This window comes from Brevibacillus borstelensis (genome assembly GCF_037834415.1).
GTDB classification, from domain to species: Bacteria; Bacillota; Bacilli; order Brevibacillales; family Brevibacillaceae; genus Brevibacillus; species Brevibacillus borstelensis_A.
The window spans coordinates 183,060-201,516 of the sequence record NZ_JAUMSJ010000001.1 but is presented as its reverse complement, the minus strand read 5'-3'; the positions used below and the strand labels follow the sequence as shown (position 1 = coordinate 201,516).

At 52.2% G+C, this 18,457-nt stretch carries 15 protein-coding genes and 1 pseudogene; 6 read left to right on the top strand and 10 right to left on the bottom strand.

Annotated elements, in window-relative coordinates:
* Positions 1 to 185: 185 nt before the first annotated feature.
* Positions 186 to 662 (bottom strand): N-acetyltransferase, encoded by a 477-nt coding sequence (locus tag Q3F21_RS00940; RefSeq protein ID WP_340249199.1) that lies wholly within the window; start codon positions 660 to 662, stop codon positions 186 to 188.
* 200 nt (positions 663 to 862) lie between these two features.
* On the opposite strand from Q3F21_RS00940, the gene Q3F21_RS00935 reads away from it, so the two are divergent.
* The 3 genes from Q3F21_RS00935 to Q3F21_RS00925 all read left to right on the top strand — a co-directional run bounded on the left by Q3F21_RS00935 (position 863) and on the right by Q3F21_RS00925 (position 4,630).
* On the top strand, positions 863 to 1,456 hold the full coding sequence (locus Q3F21_RS00935) for a TetR/AcrR family transcriptional regulator (RefSeq protein ID WP_340249197.1): 594 nt from the start codon (positions 863 to 865) through the stop codon (positions 1,454 to 1,456).
* Positions 1,457 to 1,802: 346 nt separating this feature from the next.
* Positions 1,803 to 4,295, top strand: coding sequence for a DUF3656 domain-containing U32 family peptidase (locus Q3F21_RS00930; RefSeq protein WP_340249195.1), 2,493 nt, complete (start codon positions 1,803 to 1,805; stop codon positions 4,293 to 4,295).
* Between the two features lie 104 nt (positions 4,296 to 4,399).
* Positions 4,400 to 4,630: a DUF1128 domain-containing protein gene (locus Q3F21_RS00925; protein ID WP_340249193.1), complete on the top strand. Its 231-nt coding sequence runs from the start codon at positions 4,400 to 4,402 to the stop codon at positions 4,628 to 4,630.
* 157 nt (positions 4,631 to 4,787) lie between these two features.
* Here the strand turns inward: Q3F21_RS00925 and Q3F21_RS00920 are convergent, their stop codons facing one another.
* The 7 genes from Q3F21_RS00920 to Q3F21_RS00890 form a co-directional block, all read right to left on the bottom strand.
* Complete coding sequence (locus Q3F21_RS00920; RefSeq protein ID WP_340249191.1) at positions 4,788 to 6,005, bottom strand: dicarboxylate/amino acid:cation symporter; 1,218 nt, start codon at positions 6,003 to 6,005, stop codon at positions 4,788 to 4,790.
* Positions 6,006 to 6,205: 200 nt separating this feature from the next.
* Positions 6,206 to 7,828 (bottom strand): citramalate synthase, encoded by a 1,623-nt coding sequence (cimA, locus tag Q3F21_RS00915; RefSeq protein WP_340249189.1) that lies wholly within the window; start codon positions 7,826 to 7,828, stop codon positions 6,206 to 6,208.
* Positions 7,829 to 7,948: 120 nt separating this feature from the next.
* On the bottom strand, positions 7,949 to 8,782 hold the full coding sequence (locus Q3F21_RS00910) for an alpha/beta hydrolase family protein (protein WP_340249188.1): 834 nt from the start codon (positions 8,780 to 8,782) through the stop codon (positions 7,949 to 7,951).
* A gap of 209 nt (positions 8,783 to 8,991) precedes the next feature.
* Positions 8,992 to 10,086 (bottom strand): YheC/YheD family protein, encoded by a 1,095-nt coding sequence (locus Q3F21_RS00905; protein ID WP_340249185.1) that lies wholly within the window; start codon positions 10,084 to 10,086, stop codon positions 8,992 to 8,994.
* A 114-nt stretch (positions 10,087 to 10,200) separates the two neighbouring features.
* Positions 10,201 to 10,677 (bottom strand): dihydrofolate reductase, encoded by a 477-nt coding sequence (locus tag Q3F21_RS00900; RefSeq protein ID WP_340249183.1) that lies wholly within the window; start codon positions 10,675 to 10,677, stop codon positions 10,201 to 10,203.
* Between the two features lie 31 nt (positions 10,678 to 10,708).
* Positions 10,709 to 11,503, bottom strand: a complete 795-nt coding sequence (locus Q3F21_RS00895) for a thymidylate synthase (RefSeq protein WP_340249180.1) — start codon at positions 11,501 to 11,503, stop codon at positions 10,709 to 10,711.
* A gap of 245 nt (positions 11,504 to 11,748) precedes the next feature.
* A complete protein-coding gene (locus Q3F21_RS00890; RefSeq protein WP_340249177.1) occupies positions 11,749 to 11,955 on the bottom strand; it encodes a cold-shock protein in 207 nt (68 codons plus the stop codon).
* Positions 11,956 to 12,213: 258 nt separating this feature from the next.
* On the opposite strand from Q3F21_RS00890, the gene Q3F21_RS00885 reads away from it, so the two are divergent.
* The 3 genes and pseudogenes from Q3F21_RS00885 to Q3F21_RS00875 all read left to right on the top strand — a co-directional run.
* Entirely contained in the window at positions 12,214 to 12,696 is a 483-nt protein-coding gene (locus tag Q3F21_RS00885; RefSeq protein ID WP_340249175.1) for a hypothetical protein, read from the top strand.
* A gap of 315 nt (positions 12,697 to 13,011) precedes the next feature.
* Positions 13,012 to 14,478: a sodium/proline symporter PutP gene (putP, locus tag Q3F21_RS00880; RefSeq protein ID WP_340249173.1), complete on the top strand. Its 1,467-nt coding sequence runs from the start codon at positions 13,012 to 13,014 to the stop codon at positions 14,476 to 14,478.
* Between the two features lie 54 nt (positions 14,479 to 14,532).
* A pseudogene (locus Q3F21_RS00875) lies at positions 14,533 to 14,670 on the top strand (N-acetyltransferase); the annotation flags it as partial.
* Positions 14,671 to 15,887: 1,217 nt separating this feature from the next.
* Here Q3F21_RS00875 and Q3F21_RS00870 read toward each other — a convergent pair.
* Positions 15,888 to 16,208 (bottom strand): hypothetical protein, encoded by a 321-nt coding sequence (locus Q3F21_RS00870; RefSeq protein ID WP_340249171.1) that lies wholly within the window; start codon positions 16,206 to 16,208, stop codon positions 15,888 to 15,890.
* Between the two features lie 275 nt (positions 16,209 to 16,483).
* The gene (locus tag Q3F21_RS00865) at positions 16,484 to 18,457 is read right to left on the bottom strand and encodes a dynamin family protein (protein ID WP_340249169.1); all 1,974 of its coding nucleotides are present in this window, start codon (positions 18,455 to 18,457) and stop codon (positions 16,484 to 16,486) included.

Sequence of the window (18,457 nt, the reverse complement as noted above, 5' to 3'; positions counted from 1 at the left end):
TTCACGAAAAAAATACTATTTTTCATTTTTTGACAATCCGGATCGGTTGCAAGGAAAAAAGAGCCGCTAAGCTCAAGGCGCAGCCGGTCTCTAAGCCGCCGGCACAGATTGGACTATGCAAGCAGCAGAGAGCGGCGCAACGCACACACTCGCGACTCTTTTCTCAGCAAACCTTTTTCTCTTGTTTACACAGCCGTTTCGCAAATCATCGCAATCTCATCGCACATCGGAAGTTTGGAGCAATTGATGCAGTCCTTCCACACTTTTTGCGGCAGCGTTTCCTTGGCGACAACATGAAAACCGCACTTCTCAAAAAAACCCTTCTGATACGTGAGAGCCAATGCGCGATTGATTCCCAGGTTCTGGCACTGCTCGACCAGATGAAGCACCAGCTGCTTTCCTACCCCCAGCCCCTTCGCCCGCTCAGCGATGGCCAGAGAGCGAATTTCCGCCAAGTCTTCCCACAAAATATGCAGTCCGGCCACCCCGACGACTGCTTCACCATCGTGAGCGACCACAAACGACTGCAAATGTTCACAAACGGATAATTTCGTCCGTGGCAGCATCAGCCCCTGCTGTGCATATTGATTAATAATCTCCAGCATCTGATCTACGTCTTTCATCGTTGCCTGACGCACCGCAATTGCTTTAGTGACAACCATCCTACTCTCCTCCACTCCATACTTTCAAGGTCGGCTTTGACATAATAATTATTCATTATGATATATAAATATACATTTGAGCATGTGCGAAGTCTATCTTTTTTTCACGCTTCTTTTGCGTTTTTTCGACGATCAGGAATTTTTTTGCAGGAATCAGTTGTGCTATAATCTTCTATAACCAAAAAGGAGGTGTCTTCCTTTTGACGACACGCAGAGAACGAAAGAAGCGGGAAACGCGCGAAAAAATCTTTAATGCCGCTATCAAGCTCTTTAAACAGCACGGGTTTGAGGCCACCACGATTGACATGATTTCCGAAGAAGCGGATGTTGCCCGCGGAACCATATTTCTTCATTTTACGTCAAAGGAAGCAATCCTCGCCAACTGGGGATATGAGCGGTTGCACGAAATCGAGGAACGCCGGGAAGAGTGGGACTACGGGGACAGCTGCAAGCAAAAGGTGCTCCGGATCTACAAAATCATGAATGAGGTCAATATTCAAAACTACGACTTCATTAAAGTGTTGGTAGAATCGTCCATGAAGCACAGAAAAATCCTGGAAAACGAAAAAAACGTCTATTACGAGCTGCGCCAGCTGTTTGCCGATCTGATCGAGGAAGCGCAGGAAAAAGGCCGGCTGAAAACGCGCTTCAATCCGCTGGTGGCGGCCAACATGCTGGAGAATATCTACTACAATGCCCTGTACGATTGGGTACGCAACGAAGGCGCCTGGGCGCTGGAGGAAATCATGGAAGAGAAGGTCTCGATTGTTTTTGAAGGGCTGGACGCAGGATAACAACTGACGTCCGGTCCTTCTCTCGTCATGTTAGCACTGCCGGTTCCCCCCTCCATCCGAAGTTCGATCAAAGTGCCGGCACGTCCGAACGTGAAAATTGCCCCCGTGTCGCAAGCGAGATACTGGGCACGTCTCCTTTCCCGGCTTGCTTTGACCTCTGGTTTTCCCCCTCGCTTTCCACAAGTCTGCACGTTACCTCCAGCCAAAGTCCGGCTCTCCTTCCTTTGGATAAAGAAAATTTCCCAAAACGCGCATTGGATCGAGGTTTTCCTTGCGGAGACCGGGACATTTCCCTATGATGATGAGGATAGCCTGTTTTTTTAGACCTTGGAGGTAAAACACACTCATGCGAAATGGTATCAAACGTGAAGATATTGAACTTCTGGCGCCTGCAGGAAACTGGGAGTGTCTGAAGGCTGCTGTCGCCAACGGAGCCAACGCCGTTTTTTTCGGCGTGGAGAAGTTTAACGCACGGGCAAGAGCTGAAAACTTCCACATGGCGGAACTGCCGGAGATCATGGCATTTTTGCACATGTACGGAGTAAAGGGCTTTTTGACCTTTAACATTCTCGTTTTTGAAGACGAAATGAACGATGCCCGCGAGCTGGTCGAGTCCTGTATCGACGCCGGCGTGGATGCGCTGATCGTCCAGGACCTGGGGCTGGTCAAGCTGATTCGCGAAATCTCCCCGGATTTCCCCATTCACGGATCGACCCAGATGACGATCACCTCGCCGGAAGCGGTCGAATTCACCAAGCCGTTTTCCATCGAGCGCGTCGTTTTGGGACGTGAAAACTCTTTAAAGGAAATCAAGGCAATCGGCGAAAAAGCGAAGCTGCCGATGGAAGTATTCGTCCACGGCGCTCTCTGCGTATCGTACTCCGGTCAATGCCTCACCTCGGAAATGTGGGGCGGGCGCTCCGCCAACCGCGGCGAATGTGCGCAAGCCTGTCGACTGCCGTACGACCTGATCGTCGACGGCGTTCAGAAGGAGATGGGCAATATCGCCTACCTGCTCTCTCCGAAGGATTTGGCTGCCATCGAGCTGGTTCCCGAGCTGATCGAGGCTGGCGTCACCTCCTTTAAAATCGAAGGACGTCTGAAATCGCCGGAGTACGTGGCCAACGTGGTGAGCAAATACCGCGCTGCCATCGACCGCTATTTTGCCGGACAGGACGCTTCTCCGAGCGAGCGGGACATCAGAGAGCTGCAGCAAAGCTTTTCCCGCGGGTTTACGCATGGCTTTTTGGAGGGAACCAACAACAAGACGCTTCTGGACGGCACTTTCCCGAAAAGCCGCGGCGTCTTCCTCGGGACTGTGAAAAAAGTGCTCAAGCATGCCGTTCTCGTCGAGTTGTCTTCGCCGTTGAAGCGCGGCGACGGGATCGTTTTCGATGCCGGCGATCCGACCCAAAAGGAAGAGGGCGGACGCGTGTACGACCTGCTCCAGCGCGGCAAAAAGGTGGAGGGCGAAGTCAGCAGCGGGCTTTTAGAGATCGTGATGGGACGAAACGACGTCAAGCTCCAGCGCATTCATGTCGGCGACCGCGTCTGGAAAACGAGCGATCCCGAACTGGACAAACGGCTGCGCAAGACGTTTGAAACGGAAAAGCCGTACCGCACCTTCCCGCTCGGCGTGCATGTGAGCGGCAAGCTTGGGGAAAAACTGTCCGTCACATGGGTGGACAAAATGGCCAACAACGCCCTTACCAACCAATCGGACATTCCTCTGGAAGCGGCGTTAAAACGGCCGTTAACGGCAGAGCTGCTGCTCGACCAGCTGGGACGCCTCGGCGGTACGATCTACCGCCTCGAAGCGGCTGATTTGACGGCGGCGCTTGACGGAGAGGTGATCCTGCCTGTCAGCGAGTTGAACCGGATGCGCCGGGAAGCGGTCGAACAGCTCCTCTTCCTGCGGACCAAGCCGCCTGTGTACCAAAAGCGGACGGTAGACGTTTACGCGGATGTCAAAGCCCGCGGTCACGTGGAAAAGCCGAGGTTGACTGCCCTCTGCCGGTCGCTGGAGCAGGTGGAAGCCGCGGCTCAGACCGACGTCGATTTTCTGTACGCCGATTTTGAATTCGTCAAGCAGTACCCGGATGCCGTCAAGCTGGCGCACCGCTACGGCAAAAAGATCGCGATTGCGACGATGCGCATCCACATGCCTGACGAGAACGGAGTGCTGGCGCTGATCGCGAGAAGCCAGCCCGACGCCATCCTGGTGCGAAATACGGGAGCCCTGCATTATTACATGTCCCAAAGACACGAGCTGGGCATCCCCCTGATCGGCGATTTCTCGCTGAATATCGCTAACCACAAGGCGGTCGAGCTGTTTTTGGACTGCGGCCTGGAAATGGTGACGCCTTCCTATGACTTGAACATCCAGCAGATGGTCGATCTGCTCGAAAATGCGGACGCGTCCAGGATGGAAGTGGTGATTCATCAGCATTTGCCGATGTTCCACACCGAGCACTGCGTATACTGTACGTTCCTCAGCCCCGGAACCGACCACACCAACTGCGGAACGCCTTGCGAAACCTCCCGCGTCTCGCTGCGCGACCGGGTCGGCTTCTCCCATCCGGTGCGTGTCGATACCGGCTGCCGCAATACTGTGTACAACGCCATCGACCAGTCCGGCGCCGAGTATTTGAGCGAATTTGCCAAACTGGGTGTAGGCAGCTACCGGATCGAATTCTTGGAGGAAGAGCCGGAGCGGGTACAGGAAGTGATTCGCCTGTATCGTCAAGCGCTGCGCGGCGAAGTAAGCGGCTCCCACGTTTGGCGCTCGTTGAAAGCCACCAACCAATTGGGAGTAACTCGCGGACAGCTGATCAAATAGCTTGCTGCGGTTTTTCAGAGCTTTTAGCGGAAGACCCGTGCATTTTGATGTTTGCGAAATGGCGGGGCGGACGCCAAGATCCGATACAGGGAGGAGACTAGCCCATGGCAGACCTGACACAGGCGACCCAAGAAAATCTGGCGACGATCATCGAGGGCATCAAAGCCAAGCTGAACATGGCCAACACTGCAGTGATGCGTCCGGAGGATTTTGACCTTGAGCATTACGAAGACCTGCTGTACCTGTACAATATGGTTCAGAAAAAGGCGAGCTTCAGCATCAATGAGATGACCGCCATCGTCGAAGAGCTGGGCGGTATGCGAAAGCAGTCGTAAATCGCATGCGCTCAGAGCGAAAGCGCCGGTTCCGTTTGGGATCGGCGCTTTTTGCTGCGTGCGGGCGACTAACGCTTTTTGCTTTGTACGGGCGGCTTTTTCGTATGAGTGTTTTCTTACTCCTTGTTTCGTGTTCGCCTTTTCGCATGTACACGTCTCAAGCTTGGCCCCCTTGGTCAAGCTCTCCCTCCGAGGCCGCAACCACAACCGCCGCAGAGGCGTCTCCGATGACGTTGACCGCTGTCCGAAACATGTCCAGAATCCGGTCTATTCCCGCGATCAGGGCCATCCCCTCCAGCGGCAGCCCGACAGACGTCAGCACCATCGTCAGCATGATCAAGCCCGCGCCCGGAACTCCCGCTGTCCCGATCGACGCCAGCGTGGCTGTCAGAACAATCGTCAAAAGCTGGGGAAAGGAAAGATCGATTCCGTAAAACTGGGCGACAAACAGCGCGCATACACCCTGGTACAGCGCCGTGCCGTCCATGTTGATCGTCGCCCCCAGCGGCAGGACAAAGCTGCTTACCCGTTTGGAGACGCCCAGATTGCTTTCCACGTTTTGGAGCGTGATCGGGAGCGTTCCCGAACTGCTGGAGGTGGAAAACGCGATCATCCCTGCGGGAGCGATGCCTTTGAAAAACCGCAGCGGCGTCATCCCGGCAAAGAGCTTGACGCTGATCGAATAGACGATGGCGGCATGCAGCAGGCATCCGACCGCTACGCCGAGAACGACTTTGGACAAGGGCAGCAATACGGAAAGACCGTGTTTCCCGACAATTGGCGCCACGAGTCCGAACACGCCGACAGGGGCCACCCGCATGACGATGCCGGTAATCTTGTACATCACTTCGGCAAACTGCTCAAAAAACAGCTGAACCGTCTTTGCCTTCTCCCCCGCCAGCGAAATCCCGATGCCGAGAAAAATGGCGAAGAAAATAATCGGCAGCATGTCTCCTTGTACGATTGCGGCAAACGGGTTGTTCGGAACGATAGCGAGCAGGGTATCGATGATCGCCGGCCCCTCCTTGGTCTCCGCCTTGCTCCCTTCCGGCTTCAGTTCCAGTCCCGATCCAGGCGACAAGAGGCCGGCGATCAGCAATCCGAGGATGACTGCCAAAGCGGTCGTCGCCAAATAATAAGCGATCGTCTTGCCTCCCATTCTGCCCAGCTTTCTGATATCGCCCGTACTGGAAACGCCGGTGACCAGAGAAGCCAAAACAAGCGGAACAATAATGAATTTGATCAGACGCAAAAACAGATCTCCAAGCGGCTTGACGGCCTCTGCGCCCGTACCCGCGACGATCCCCCAAATGACAGCGATTGCAAATGCGATCATCATTTGCGTAATCAGATTGCCACTCCACACTTTCTTCATCCCGCTCCTCCTCTCCCGATTTGCAAGAATTGGAATTCTTGCTACAAATCTATGCGAAAGCCCGCATGGATAGATCAGCTTAAAGCAAGGAACGCCAGCTCGGAGGATAGCGGGAATAGTTCACCCATGCATTTTTCCAAAAAAAAGAAGCCTATCGCGATGATAGACTTCCAGACGAATTTCCGTTTTTCAAAGCAGGACTAGTGATTGACGATCCCGACGCGGACTTCCAGCTGCTCCTGTCGTTCGGACAGTTCGCAGCCTTCCTTCCACAACAGGTAGCGAATACTGTCTATCAGCGCCTCCCAGCTTGCTTCGATCACGTTGGTCGAAACGCCGACGGTGCTCCACTTCTCCCCTTTGCGTCCTGATTCGATCAGCACGCGGACTTTTGCCGCGGTCGCGCCGTTCTCATCCAGCACGCGCACCTTGTAGTCGGTGAGATGCATCTCGGACAGACAGGGATAGTGATTTTCCAACGCTTTGCGAAGCGCGTTGTCAAGCGCATTGACCGGCCCGTTTCCTTCGGCGGCGGTATGAACCACCTGTCCGTTCACGTGCAGTTTTACGGTCGCTTCGGATAAAATCGCCCGGTCCGCCGTCTTTTCCATCAGAATTTTAAAGGAATCCAGCGTAAACAATTCCTCCAGCTTGCCTCCAGCGTCGAGCAGCATCAGCGAAAGCGAGGCCTCCGCCCCTTCATACTGGTAGCCCTGGAATTCCCGCTCCTTGATGCGCTGGATGATCTCGCGGGCTTCCTGTTTATCCAGCGCCACATCGATGTCCAGCTCGTCTGTCTTGGCGAGCAGATTGCTTTGTCCCGAAAGCTCGGAGACGAGTACCCGGCGCTTGTTGCCGATCAGCTCGGGGTCGATATGCTCGTAGGTTTTGGGGTCCTTCAGCACGGCGCTCACATGGATGCCGCCCTTGTGGGCAAACGCGCTGTTGCCGACGAACGGCTGATTGTTCGGCATCGCCATATTGGCGACCTCCGCGACGAAGCGGGACAGCTTGGTCAGCTGCTGCAATTGCTCCGGTTCGACGCATTGGTACCCGAGCTTCAGCTGGAGATTGGGGATGACGGAAACGAGGTTGACATTGCCGCAGCGCTCGCCGATCCCGTTCGTCGTTCCCTGTACCTGCTCCGCCCCCGCCTGAACGGCAGCCAGCGCATTGGCAACGGCCAGCTCGCAGTCATTGTGCGGATGAATTCCCAGGCGCGTTTGCAGGCTCCCTTTTACCGTCTTTACTGTTTCATAGATTTCATGGGGCAGACTGCCGCCGTTTGTATCGCACAGCACGATCCAATCGGCGCCCGCTCCTTCTGCCGCTTCCAGCACGCGCAGGGCGTAAACCGGATTGGCTTTGTATCCGTCAAAAAAGTGCTCGGCCAAAAACAGAACCGTCAGTCCTTTTGATTTAAGAAATCCGACCGAATCGGCAACCATGCGCAAATTCTCGTCCAAGGTCGTCTTCAGTGCGTCTGTGACGTGCAAATCCCACGATTTTCCGAAGATGGCCGCCGCGCTCACGCCGCTCTGGAGCAGCGCCCGCAGGTTGTCATCCTCGGATGCAGGGACATTCGGACGACAGGTGCTTCCGAATGCTGTTATCGTGGCGTGCTGCAGGGGAATCTCTCTGATTCTCTCAAAAAAAGCCATATCCTTTGGATTGCTCCCCGGCCAGCCGCCTTCGATGAAATCGATACCGAACTGATCCAGACGGAGGGCGATTTTCACCTTGTCCTCCACTGACAAGCTGACGCCCTCTCCCTGGGTGCCATCCCGGAGAGTCGTATCATACAAGCATACGTTTGGTTTCATCGTTTCTCCACCCCATGAGTTTCTTCATTTTTCAGAATTGTCACTGAATTTATCTTTATGACGCTATTCAGTATACCATAGCCCAGAGGGAAAGAAAACGCGTGATTTCGCCGTTTTGGCTTATGTACACAGGGCGTGGACAAAAGCTGCCGCATGTTCGATTGCGCTCTCCAATTGCGGGCTAGAACCGGCAAAGGGATGGCGTGTGTTAAACGTATGGTCCCCCTCTTCAATCCAGTGGATGCGGACGTCCTTCGCCGCTTCCTGGAGACGCTTCGCACCTTTTACCAGGCGCTCGTAATCCTTTGTTCCCTGAATGATGCACAGCGGCTGCTCCATGCTGCTCACCTTGGCAAGCAGATCGTACGCTTCCCGGTTTTGGTCGACATCGTCGATGACGGCCCTGGTAATCGGCATCTGCTGGCCGGTCCGCGCATTGGCAATGTATCCGACTCCCTTTTCGGCGATCTCCTGCCGCAGTCTGGCATCGAACAGGTTGACATCTGCCGTACCGTTCCACGTAATAATTCCTTTGACCAGCGGGGTGTTCGCCCCAAACAGAATGGCGTCAGCCCCACCCTTGCTATGTCCGAGGACAAACAGCTTTTCCTTGTCAAAACTGCTGTGAAACGGGCAGGCTTCGCTGCGCAGCCAATCGGTCAGCGCACGAAGGTCAGCGATTTCACGAGCATACGTATTTCGGCCGAATTTTTCGAGCTCGTCAAACTCAGTTCCCCTTTCTCCTACACCGTTGCAGGAAAAGTTGAACCGGACCACCGCCATGCCCGTTTCCGCCAAGCGATCTGCCGCATAGGGAAAGCTTCCCCAGTCCTTGAAGCCTTTAAAGCCGTGGCAGAAAATCAACAGCGGCTGTCCCGCGTCCTTTTCCCGCGTGTGAACATTCCCCCGGATCACCAAATCTTCACTGACAGGGATACGAAATGATTCCATCATTTTCAGCACCTCTTTTCTTCTTTCATTGTATATTATGCGTGGTATCGGCTTAGAAATGAAGAAGGCTTGTCCTTTTTCGTTCCATGTTTTCTCTGCTGCCGCCTATCTCTGCCAAATACACGTACGGACGTCCAGTATTTTTCCGGAACGCCCGTACATGCTGCACTCTCTCATGACGATACTCTCCCCAAACACTTTTTTATTGGACGTTACTGCGAGACAACCGAATCCTGTTCCAAAAGATGCAAGGCGTATTCCAAAGGCCGGCGAACCGCTTGCTGGTATCGTTCGAGTTGCCCCAGCTTGCGAAAGATGTCCCGTCCCGGCTTGGGATTGATTTCGATGATCCATACGCGTCCCTCTGTGTCGATCCCCAGGTCGAACCCAAACTCCATCATTTGTCCGAAATGCTCTTCCAGCTTTTCGACAGTGAGCAAGGCCAGCTCCTCGCATTGGTAAATGATCAGTTCAGCCAGGTCTAGTCCGAAGCGGTTTGACAGGAACCTGCCAGCCGGCAGCGCCGTACCCCCGCCGTGCAGATTTGACGTCGAAGAGTTAACGGGTCCGACGCGCATTCCCATTCCCGTCAGGCGCCATTTCCCTTGGCCGTCTTTTTGCACCAACAAGCGAGCGTCCACGGTCCGGTCGTCCAACAGATTCAGGTCTAGTCCCTGCTGCAGGAAAAACATTTCGTCTCCGCGTTTTTCCCGCTCCGTCCACTGCTTGATGCGCTGAGACAAGGAAGTTATATTGGACAAAATCTCGTTCTTCTGTCCTTGCTTCTTGGTACGTCCGCATAACAGAAAGCGTTCGCCCTTCCGCTCAATCCGCAGAATGCTTCTGCCTCCCGTACCGTTCGTTGGCTTCAGATACAGACGGGGATGCCGCTTGACCATGTCGCCTAAATTTCTCTTGCTGAACGGGACCGTCTCCGGCAGCCATTGGTTCAGCTCCGGTTCCTGTTCAAGAAGCTGATGGACGAGAAACTTGTTGGCGAAGCGATTATTGGCGAAACGGAATAAACTCCCCTGACGAATGGGCAAATATTGCCTATGCTTTTCTAACGGATAATAGCGATAGTAGTCAATGACGATGTCGGGCCACTCGCGCCATTTGCATTTCCACCCGGCACCAAACGGCTCATAGCCTTTGATTTGGCGGAAAACCACATCTACATCCTGAGGGGAAAATACATAAACCTCTACTCCCATTGCCATCCCCTCTTCAACGAGACGACGCAAATAAGCCGGATCTCCAAAGCCTTTGTCTCCCCGATATGTCAAGATGCCGATTCGTTTGTCCACTTGTGGCAACACCCTCTTTCTCGTAAAAGTCCTCATCTTTAGCTTATGGCTGCCTAAACGAAAAAGCGCCATATCCACGCAGGGACAGACGCCTTTTTCCTTACAGTCTTTTATTCAGTTCCGCTTTCGTTCATAGAGAGAAAACGTATGAGGGATCGGATTTCTCTCGTCTACGATCCCTTCCCGTCGCCATACCAGGTTAAAGGCCTTCTGGTCCCATTCGGGGAAAAACGTATCGCCCTTTGTTTCCATGTCAATCTCCGTAATATACATGCGGTCTACCGCGTCCAGAAACTGCCGGTACAGCTCGGCGCCGCCAAAGATGATCACATCGCCCAGAGCCAGCACGTCCTCCTTCGAATGGACGACTTCCACGCCTTCCGCGGAAAAGTCTGTGCTCCTCGTCAATACGACATTGCGCCGATTCGGCAAAGGCTTGCCGATGGAGGCAAAGGTTTTTCTTCCCATGACGATGGTTTGTCCGGTCGTAATGGCTTTCACATGCTTCAAATCGTTGGGCAGATGCCAAGGCATAACCCCGTCTCTGCCAATCACACGATTGCGGGTATGGGCGACGATCAGGCTGATCATACCGATACCTCCCTTCACAAATACATCCCTTTTACACTGCGATCGGAGCTTTAATGCCCGGGTGGGATTGATAGCCAATCAGTTCAAAGTCTTCGTATTTATAGTCAAAGATAGAGTCGGGCTTGCGTGCAATTTTCAAAGTCGGCTGAGGATACGGTTCTCTCGTCAGTTGAAGCTTGACCTGCTCCATGTGGTTCAAATAGATGTGTACGTCCCCGCCTGTCCAGATCAGCTCTCCTGGCTCCAGATCGCATTGCTGCGCCACCATGTGGGTTAAAAGCGCATACGACGCAAGATTGAACGGCAATCCGAGGAAGGTGTCCACCGACCGCATGTTGAACAAGCACGACAGGCGGCCATTTGCCACGTAGAACTGAAACGCGTAATGGCATGGCGGCAACGCCATATCGTCAACCTCCGCGGGGTTCCAGGCACTGACGAGATGCCTCCGGGAATCGGGATTGGTCCGAATCTGCTCGACAACGTTGGCAATCTGGTCCACGACTTGTCCATCTGGTCCGCGCCACGTGCGCCATTGGGCACCGTACACGCGCCCCAGGTTGCCCTCTTCGTCAGCCCATTCATCCCAGATGGTTACGCCGTTCTCGTTTAGATAGCGGATGTTCGTTTCTCCGCTTAAAAACCAGAGCAGCTCGTGGATAATCGATTTCATATGCACTTTTTTTGTGGTTAATAGCGGAAACCCTTGCTGAAGGTCCATTCTGAGTTGCCTGCCGAAAACGGAGATGGTTCCTGTACCTGTGCGGTCTTCTTTCTCTACGCCATTGTCCAATATATCCTGAAGCAGTTCCAAATAAGCCTTCATAAGCCACCTCGTTTTCAAAATCTTGTCATGACAAAAAATGCCGCTCTCATGCGCCCAGAAAGCCATCATCAATTATAGCAGAGGAATGGTGAATGCAAAAGAAGCCATCGCGCAACGTCTGCCGCCCCCCGGTGCGTCAGGCTATCAAGACATCCGATCCGCCTCGTGCACGAACATGGGCACACATAAAAACAGCCGTCTGCTCCCGAGGGAACAAGCGGCTTTCATTTTCCTGTTTGTCGTTGTTATCCGTTGGTGTTGCGGGTCACATTGGCGGCCTGAAGACCTCGCTGGCCGCTCACGACTTCAAACGTAACCAGCTCGCCCTCCTCCAAATTGCGGTAGCCAGTGCCACTGATTGCGGAGTAATGGACGAAAACATCCGGTCCCCCGTCTCGTTCAATAAATCCGTAGCCTTTTTCCTTACTGAACCATTTGACTTTGCCATGCATCGTTGTTTCCTCCCTGTCTTCGGAACAGCTTTGTTTCATACCACAGCATATGCGAGTGCGGAGAATGTGGAGACACCGAAACACAGCTTTTTCAATCAGCTCGAACAGACCGGATCAAGACGGCCCTGCCTTTGGCCGGAGAGAACCTCGTTCCATGGCCGGAACACTTTGTTATTCATCTATGTTACAATACAAAGAGGAATATCGCGCAAAAAGAGCTTTATCAGATCAATATTGCGAAAAAGGAGAGATCCACGCATGCGCAAAACAGCGATCATCCTGCTCAGCAGCTTGATGCTGACTGCTTGCTCCGAAGTGTCGGAGGGGGTGCAAAGCGCCCAGCAGGCGATTGAGACAGGAAAGCAAGCTGTAGAGACCGGGAAACAGGCGATCGAGGCTGGCAAGCAGGTGGTCGAAGCAGGCAAGCAGCTGGCCGAATCGGAGATCGCGCAGCAATTGAAGAGCTATCTCCAGCAAAAATACGAATCGTCTGAGCCTCTGCGCAAGGCGATGTTCAGCGGCGACGGAACATTGCTGGCGGAAGAGCTGCAAAAAACCGAACTGGCCAGCTTTAGCTTTTACAAATCGGATCTGTTCGGCGTTGAATATACCGGCCAGTTGACCGGCGACGGAAAATTCAAGGTCTTGAAGCAAAATCTGAACAACCCCGGCGAGGAGCCGCAGGTGGTAAAGGAATTTAACGTATCGCTGGACGCAAACGGGCAAATCCAGGTGGAGTAATGAAGACAGGTCTCTTGCAAGTGTGACTTCGAGCCGCGTTCGCGCAGATATGGAGAGGAGCGGAAACCTGCATCCTGCATGCGGGTTTCTTTGCTCTCCTCCCCGCAGTCAGAACGGAAGGAAAACATTACATGAAATGATGCTTCGGACGATGTCCCTGCATGCCTTTTCTGATTTTTTCGATCAAAAAAATTTAAGCGCTTACGTTATGGAATCTTCTGATTTTGGCAGTAGATTTTTATACATGACCATGGTAAAGTATAAATCGTTCACAATTTGTTTACAATTATTAAAAAAGATCAAGGAGTGCTGAAAATGGACCTGCAGCTTCTTATATCTATTGCTGTCTATATGCTGGGCATGCTGCTGATCGGCTACTACGCTTACAAACGCACTTCCAATTTGACCGACTACATGTTGGGTGGACGCACGCTCGGCCCGGCCGTCACGGCGCTCAGCGCCGGCGCCTCGGACATGAGCGGCTGGCTGATGATGGGATTGCCTGGCGCCATGTTTGCACAGGGAATCAGCGCCTCATGGATTGCCATCGGCTTGACGCTGGGGGCATATGCCAACTGGCTGTACGTCGCCCCTCGCCTGAGAACCTATACGGAAGTGGCCAATAACTCGATTACCATTCCCGCTTTTTTGGAAAACCGCTTCGGAGACGCATCGCGTATGCTGCGGCTGGTATCCGGCCTGGTCATCATGATCTTTTTTACCTTCTACGTCTCTTCCGGTCTCGTCTCCGGCGGCGTGCTGTTTGAAAACACGTTCCATCTCAATTACCATACCGGACTGTGGCTTGTCGCCGTTGTCGTAATCGCTTACACGCTGTTTGGCGGATTCCTCGCCGTGAGCTGGACGGACTTCGTGCAAGGATTGATCATGTTTATCGCACTGATTCTCGTACCCTTGGTCACCATTTTGCACGTCGGCGGCATCGGCCCTACGTTTACGGAAATTTACTCAATCAATCCCGCGCTGCTCGATATTTTCAAGGGCACCAGCCTGCTTGGCATCATTTCGCTGTTCGCCTGGGGACTTGGCTACTTCGGACAGCCTCATATCATCGTCCGCTTTATGGCCATCTCCTCGGTGAAAGAAATCAAAAAAGCCCGTTTTATCGGCATGGGCTGGATGATCTTCTCCATCGTCGGCGCCATGTTTACAGGGCTGATCGGAATCGCCTATTACTCCAAGCAGGGACTAACATTGTCCGATCCGGAAACCGTGTTCATCGAGCTGGGGAAAATTTTGTTCCATCCCCTGATCACTGGCTTCCTGCTGGCAGCGATTCTGGCCGCGATCATGAGTACCATCTCGTCCCAACTGCTGGTGACCTCCAGTTCCCTGACCGAGGACGTTTACAAGACGTTCTTCCGCCGCGAGGCATCGGATAAGGAGCTTGTCTTTGTCGGGCGCTTGTCTGTATTGATTGTATCTTTGGTCGCCTTGCTTCTCGCCTACAGCAAAAACGATACGATCCTCGATCTTGTAGGCTATGCCTGGGCTGGTTTTGGCGCTTCCTTTGGCCCCCTCATCCTCCTCAGCCTTTATTGGAAGCGGATGAACAAGTGGGGGGCGCTGGCCGGTATGGTGGCAGGCGCGGCGACAGTCATTCTCTGGACCCAATCTGACGTACTGAAAGACCTTCTCTATGAAATGATCCCGGGCTTTGCCGTGAGCTTGGTCGCCATTGTCGTAGTCAGCCTGTTGACACAGAAGCCTGCGAAAGAGATCCAAGAGCAATTCGACAGCTATCAAAAAGTTACGAAGTAAATGATCCCGAAAGCCCCTTGGCTGCGTGTACGCCGAGGGGCTTTCTCCGCTTTCAGGTTGGCCGAGCGCTGCGGGATGATTGAGGAAGCCCGTGTAAGAAAAGCGCGGATCGTTCGGGGCGAGTATTACGATGCGATCAAGATGGGGATTTTGCGGGAAGGGTGGGAGACGAGGAAAAGAACCCAGGTCTGACTGCAGTGGAGGAGATGAAACAGAAGAAAACGCTCAGGGTTCGGTGGGACACTTGCATGGGAGATTGACTGTCCGGCTCGTATACAAAAGCGGAACCTGCGTCCAAAAGCAGCCGATTCTGGGAGCATCTCAGAGGTTGGACGCAAATGCGGGTTCCGCTTTTGCATGCGAGCCTGGGCAGTGTCCCAAAGACCCTTCGCTTTTTTCTCCTGTTTCATCTCTACTGCTTTTGTATTTGTACTGGCATTTCTCGGGTAGAGCAAGGATGAAAAAGGAAATTGATGGTAACTTTGCTTAATTAATAAGGGAATCTGCCTCATTTTGCACCTAAACGAGTTGGTTCTCAGTTACTTTTGAGAGCATTGCCCTTTTCGTTTACTTCCCCTAAAAATATCCAATTCCACTTATTTGTTATTTTTACTTTATCTCGACGATAGATTCTTTTTGTAATTACTATTTCAAAAGCTGAAAACAATTAATTCCTAATATTTCGCTTAAACAAAAAAATACCCCCTCCAAAGCTCAATAATCACATCAACTCTGAAGGAGTGTATCAAAGAGATAAGCAATTAAATCAACAAAAGTAATTCCTTAATGAATACTACACCAGGTGAAGAATCCATAAGTCATTTTCTAACGATTTTTTTCCTCCATATAGATAGGTATGCTCTTAATTTTTTCTAGACATGATGTACGTTACTATTAAAGAAATAGTCAGAATCGTGAAGTAACTAATGAAGTACTTGAATAAAGATGCATTTTGGTCAGATGTAAATGTTGCAAAAATAATTATAAGAGGTAGGATAATCAAATCAAATTTATATTTTCTCTGAGTTGTGTAATATCTAAGAAATTTCCCCAATTATCTCACCCCTCTTATTATTTATAAGTTAAAAAGCCGGAAGATTATCTTCACTGTAGAAACCCTTTTGAATAATGCCATGATGGTAAAATACCCCAGTGTCTTTATACGCGCGATAAAATGCGGTGACACCAAACGAAACTAAGGCTCCCGCAAATATTGCTGAGTTTCCCCTTTAGATCCTCTGGGACAGGAATACCTCTTCTTTTCAACAAGTCTAGAGTAACTTCTGTCGCAAGAGCAGCTGTACCAGAAATATATCCATTATAATCTTGAATTTCTGAGACCAATCTTGGACTTATCCATAAACGGAATCCCCACCATTCATAATCCCAATCAAAATATTTGCTGGTGTCTATGTCTCCAACCATTTTAAAGGGTTCCTACCAGAGGTTTTGGCTTTTACCGTACCACTAGGTGTTACCAACAATTCAAACCCTTCATCCAAGATGGCCCGTATGCTTTTGTTTGATTCGTCGATTATAATTTGAGCTTGCTCAATTTCTTCTTGAGAAAAATTGTTCTGTACTACTGGGTCTAAAAAGAATTGAAATGTATTTTCATCAACTTTGACAAATCTGTCAATTTTCTTAATAAAATCTACAGAATATTGGTTAGTAGATACATTAGCAGCAACAACTATCTGCTTAGAAGCTGAATAATTTGTAGAAGCCATTACAGGAACAGTAACTCAGAGGACCATTGATGAAGTGAGTGTTGTAACTAAAATTTTTTTCATCAATTGATTCATAATTAATCCCTCAATTACCAATATTAGTTAACAATTTAAATTCTAACATTACATACTACAGTATCAATAGATAACTTGATATTTTAATGGATATAATTCTAATATATTGAACCTTACAAAGACTGTCTAAACGCAAAAAAGTCAGGGGACGGCTTCTTCCGCGCCGTCGCCCTGACTCCTGCTCTCCCTTTTAAAAAACCTTATGCTTCCGTGATGAGCGAAGCCACCCGCTCCAGCTTGGCCTTCAGCTCATCTATGTCCAGATTCATGTCCAGAGCAGCAAAGATTCCGGTAAAGTACGCCTCCACCTGGTCAGCCACGCGGCTTCGTTCTTCGGCCACCATTTGCGTCAAGAGCGACGCGAATTGCTCGCCTATTTGGCCGCTTCCTGTACTCAGGTAGGCAGATACCGGATCCTGCAGGCGTTTTTCCAAATCCTCGCGCAGCTTGGCCTTGCCATCCTGTTCAAAAAAGTCTTTCGCGCTGCGGAACAGCGACAAGGATGACTGAAGGCTTGCCAGGGAGACCGGAAGCTCATCGGCAAACGACAAGGTCTCCACCTTTCGCGGCTGATAAGGCGCCAGCGTCAAACCAAATGCGTACTGCTGAACGTCCCGCTGCCACTGCTGCACAAAATTCGCTCCCTGCTTGCCCAGAAACTTCTCCAGACGCAAGGTCGTCGCTCTCAGCTCCTGAGCGAGGTCGTAGCTGATCGAGCGGAGCAGATCGCCAAGGCAGCCCTGGAGCGCCTGTTTCATATTGCGGCCGTCCTCTTTCAGCACGGCGGGGTTAAACGCGGTATTAAACAGTTCATTAAAGCGGAAAAACAGGCGCTGCTTTACATAGTACACCAGTTCTTCACGCTCTTTCAGCAAATCGCGTTCCGCCGAAGCTATCGACAGGCCTTCCACAGCAGCCAGAGCCGCTTCGCGAGCCTGCGTGGCTGCCTGCCTTCTGGCGTCGCGCTCCGATTCATCAGCCTCTGCCATCCGGATGAATTCTTCGAGGGTGCTGTGTACCCGACGGATTTCGCCCATCGCTGCATTGACAGCGATTTGCGTCAGCTCCTCCAGCGTAAAGCGGAGGAAATCCTGTTCAAACACGGCCATGCCCGACAAACGAAGCGCTTCCTCTGGAGCAGCGAGCGGCGCCTCCTCCGGCGTGCCTGTGCGCTGACGGTAGACCTTTTCCGCAGAGCCTGCAAGTTTCCCGGCTTCGTGCATACGAGCCAGCAAGGCAGTCTGACTGGAAACCGGGTAAATGCGCGGATGGCGAATGCCGCAGCTCAACAGATTTTTCTCTACATGGGCAACGACCCCGGCAAGCTCTTCCTCGGAAGCCGCGAGATCGGCGGCATTGACGAGAAAGAACATCTTATCCATGTCAAACGTGTCCTTGACACGCCCCATCTGGAGTAAGAATTCGCGGTCCGCCTGAGAGAAGGCGTGGTTGTAATACGTGACGAACAGAACCGCATCGGCATTTTTCATATATTCAAAGGCGACACCGGTATGGCGGGCGTTGATCGAATCGGCCCCCGGCGTATCCACCAGCACGATCCCCTGGTCGGTGAGCGGGCAAGAGTAAAACAGTTCGATATATTCGGCAAAACACGCCTTTTCCTCTTTTGCCACAAATCCTTTGAAGGCTTTCATGTCGACCAGCAGCTCGCCGCCCATGTGTGCGGACATCTCGCCGAGACCCTTGGTGACCGCTTTCAAGAACGTGTAATGCGGCTTGGCCGTCGGCGGAATGCTGGAAACATCGATCTTGTTCAGCTCTGCCAAGGCCTCCTCCAGATCGGAGGCAGCCAGGCCAAAAATCGCAAGCGAGCGAATGACGTCCTGCTCGACGGCTTCCCGGCTTTTCAGCACGACGCGAACCGTGCCGTGCGGATGCGCTTCTGTCGGCGGCATGATTTTATTGATCGCCGCCGTCGTCGGATTCGGCGAAACCGGCAGGACCAGCTCTCCCATCAAGGCGTTGGCAAATGATGATTTCCCTGCGCTGAATGCTCCAAACAGGGCGACGGTAAAACGGTTGGCCTGCAAGCGCTCAGCTCGCTCCAGCATGGTCTCGGCTTGCGCCTGCATCCCCGGTACTGACTGAATCTCCCTGCTTGCCTGCTGCAGACGTTGTGCCGCAGCGATCAGTTTGTCTTTTAGCTGGTTCAT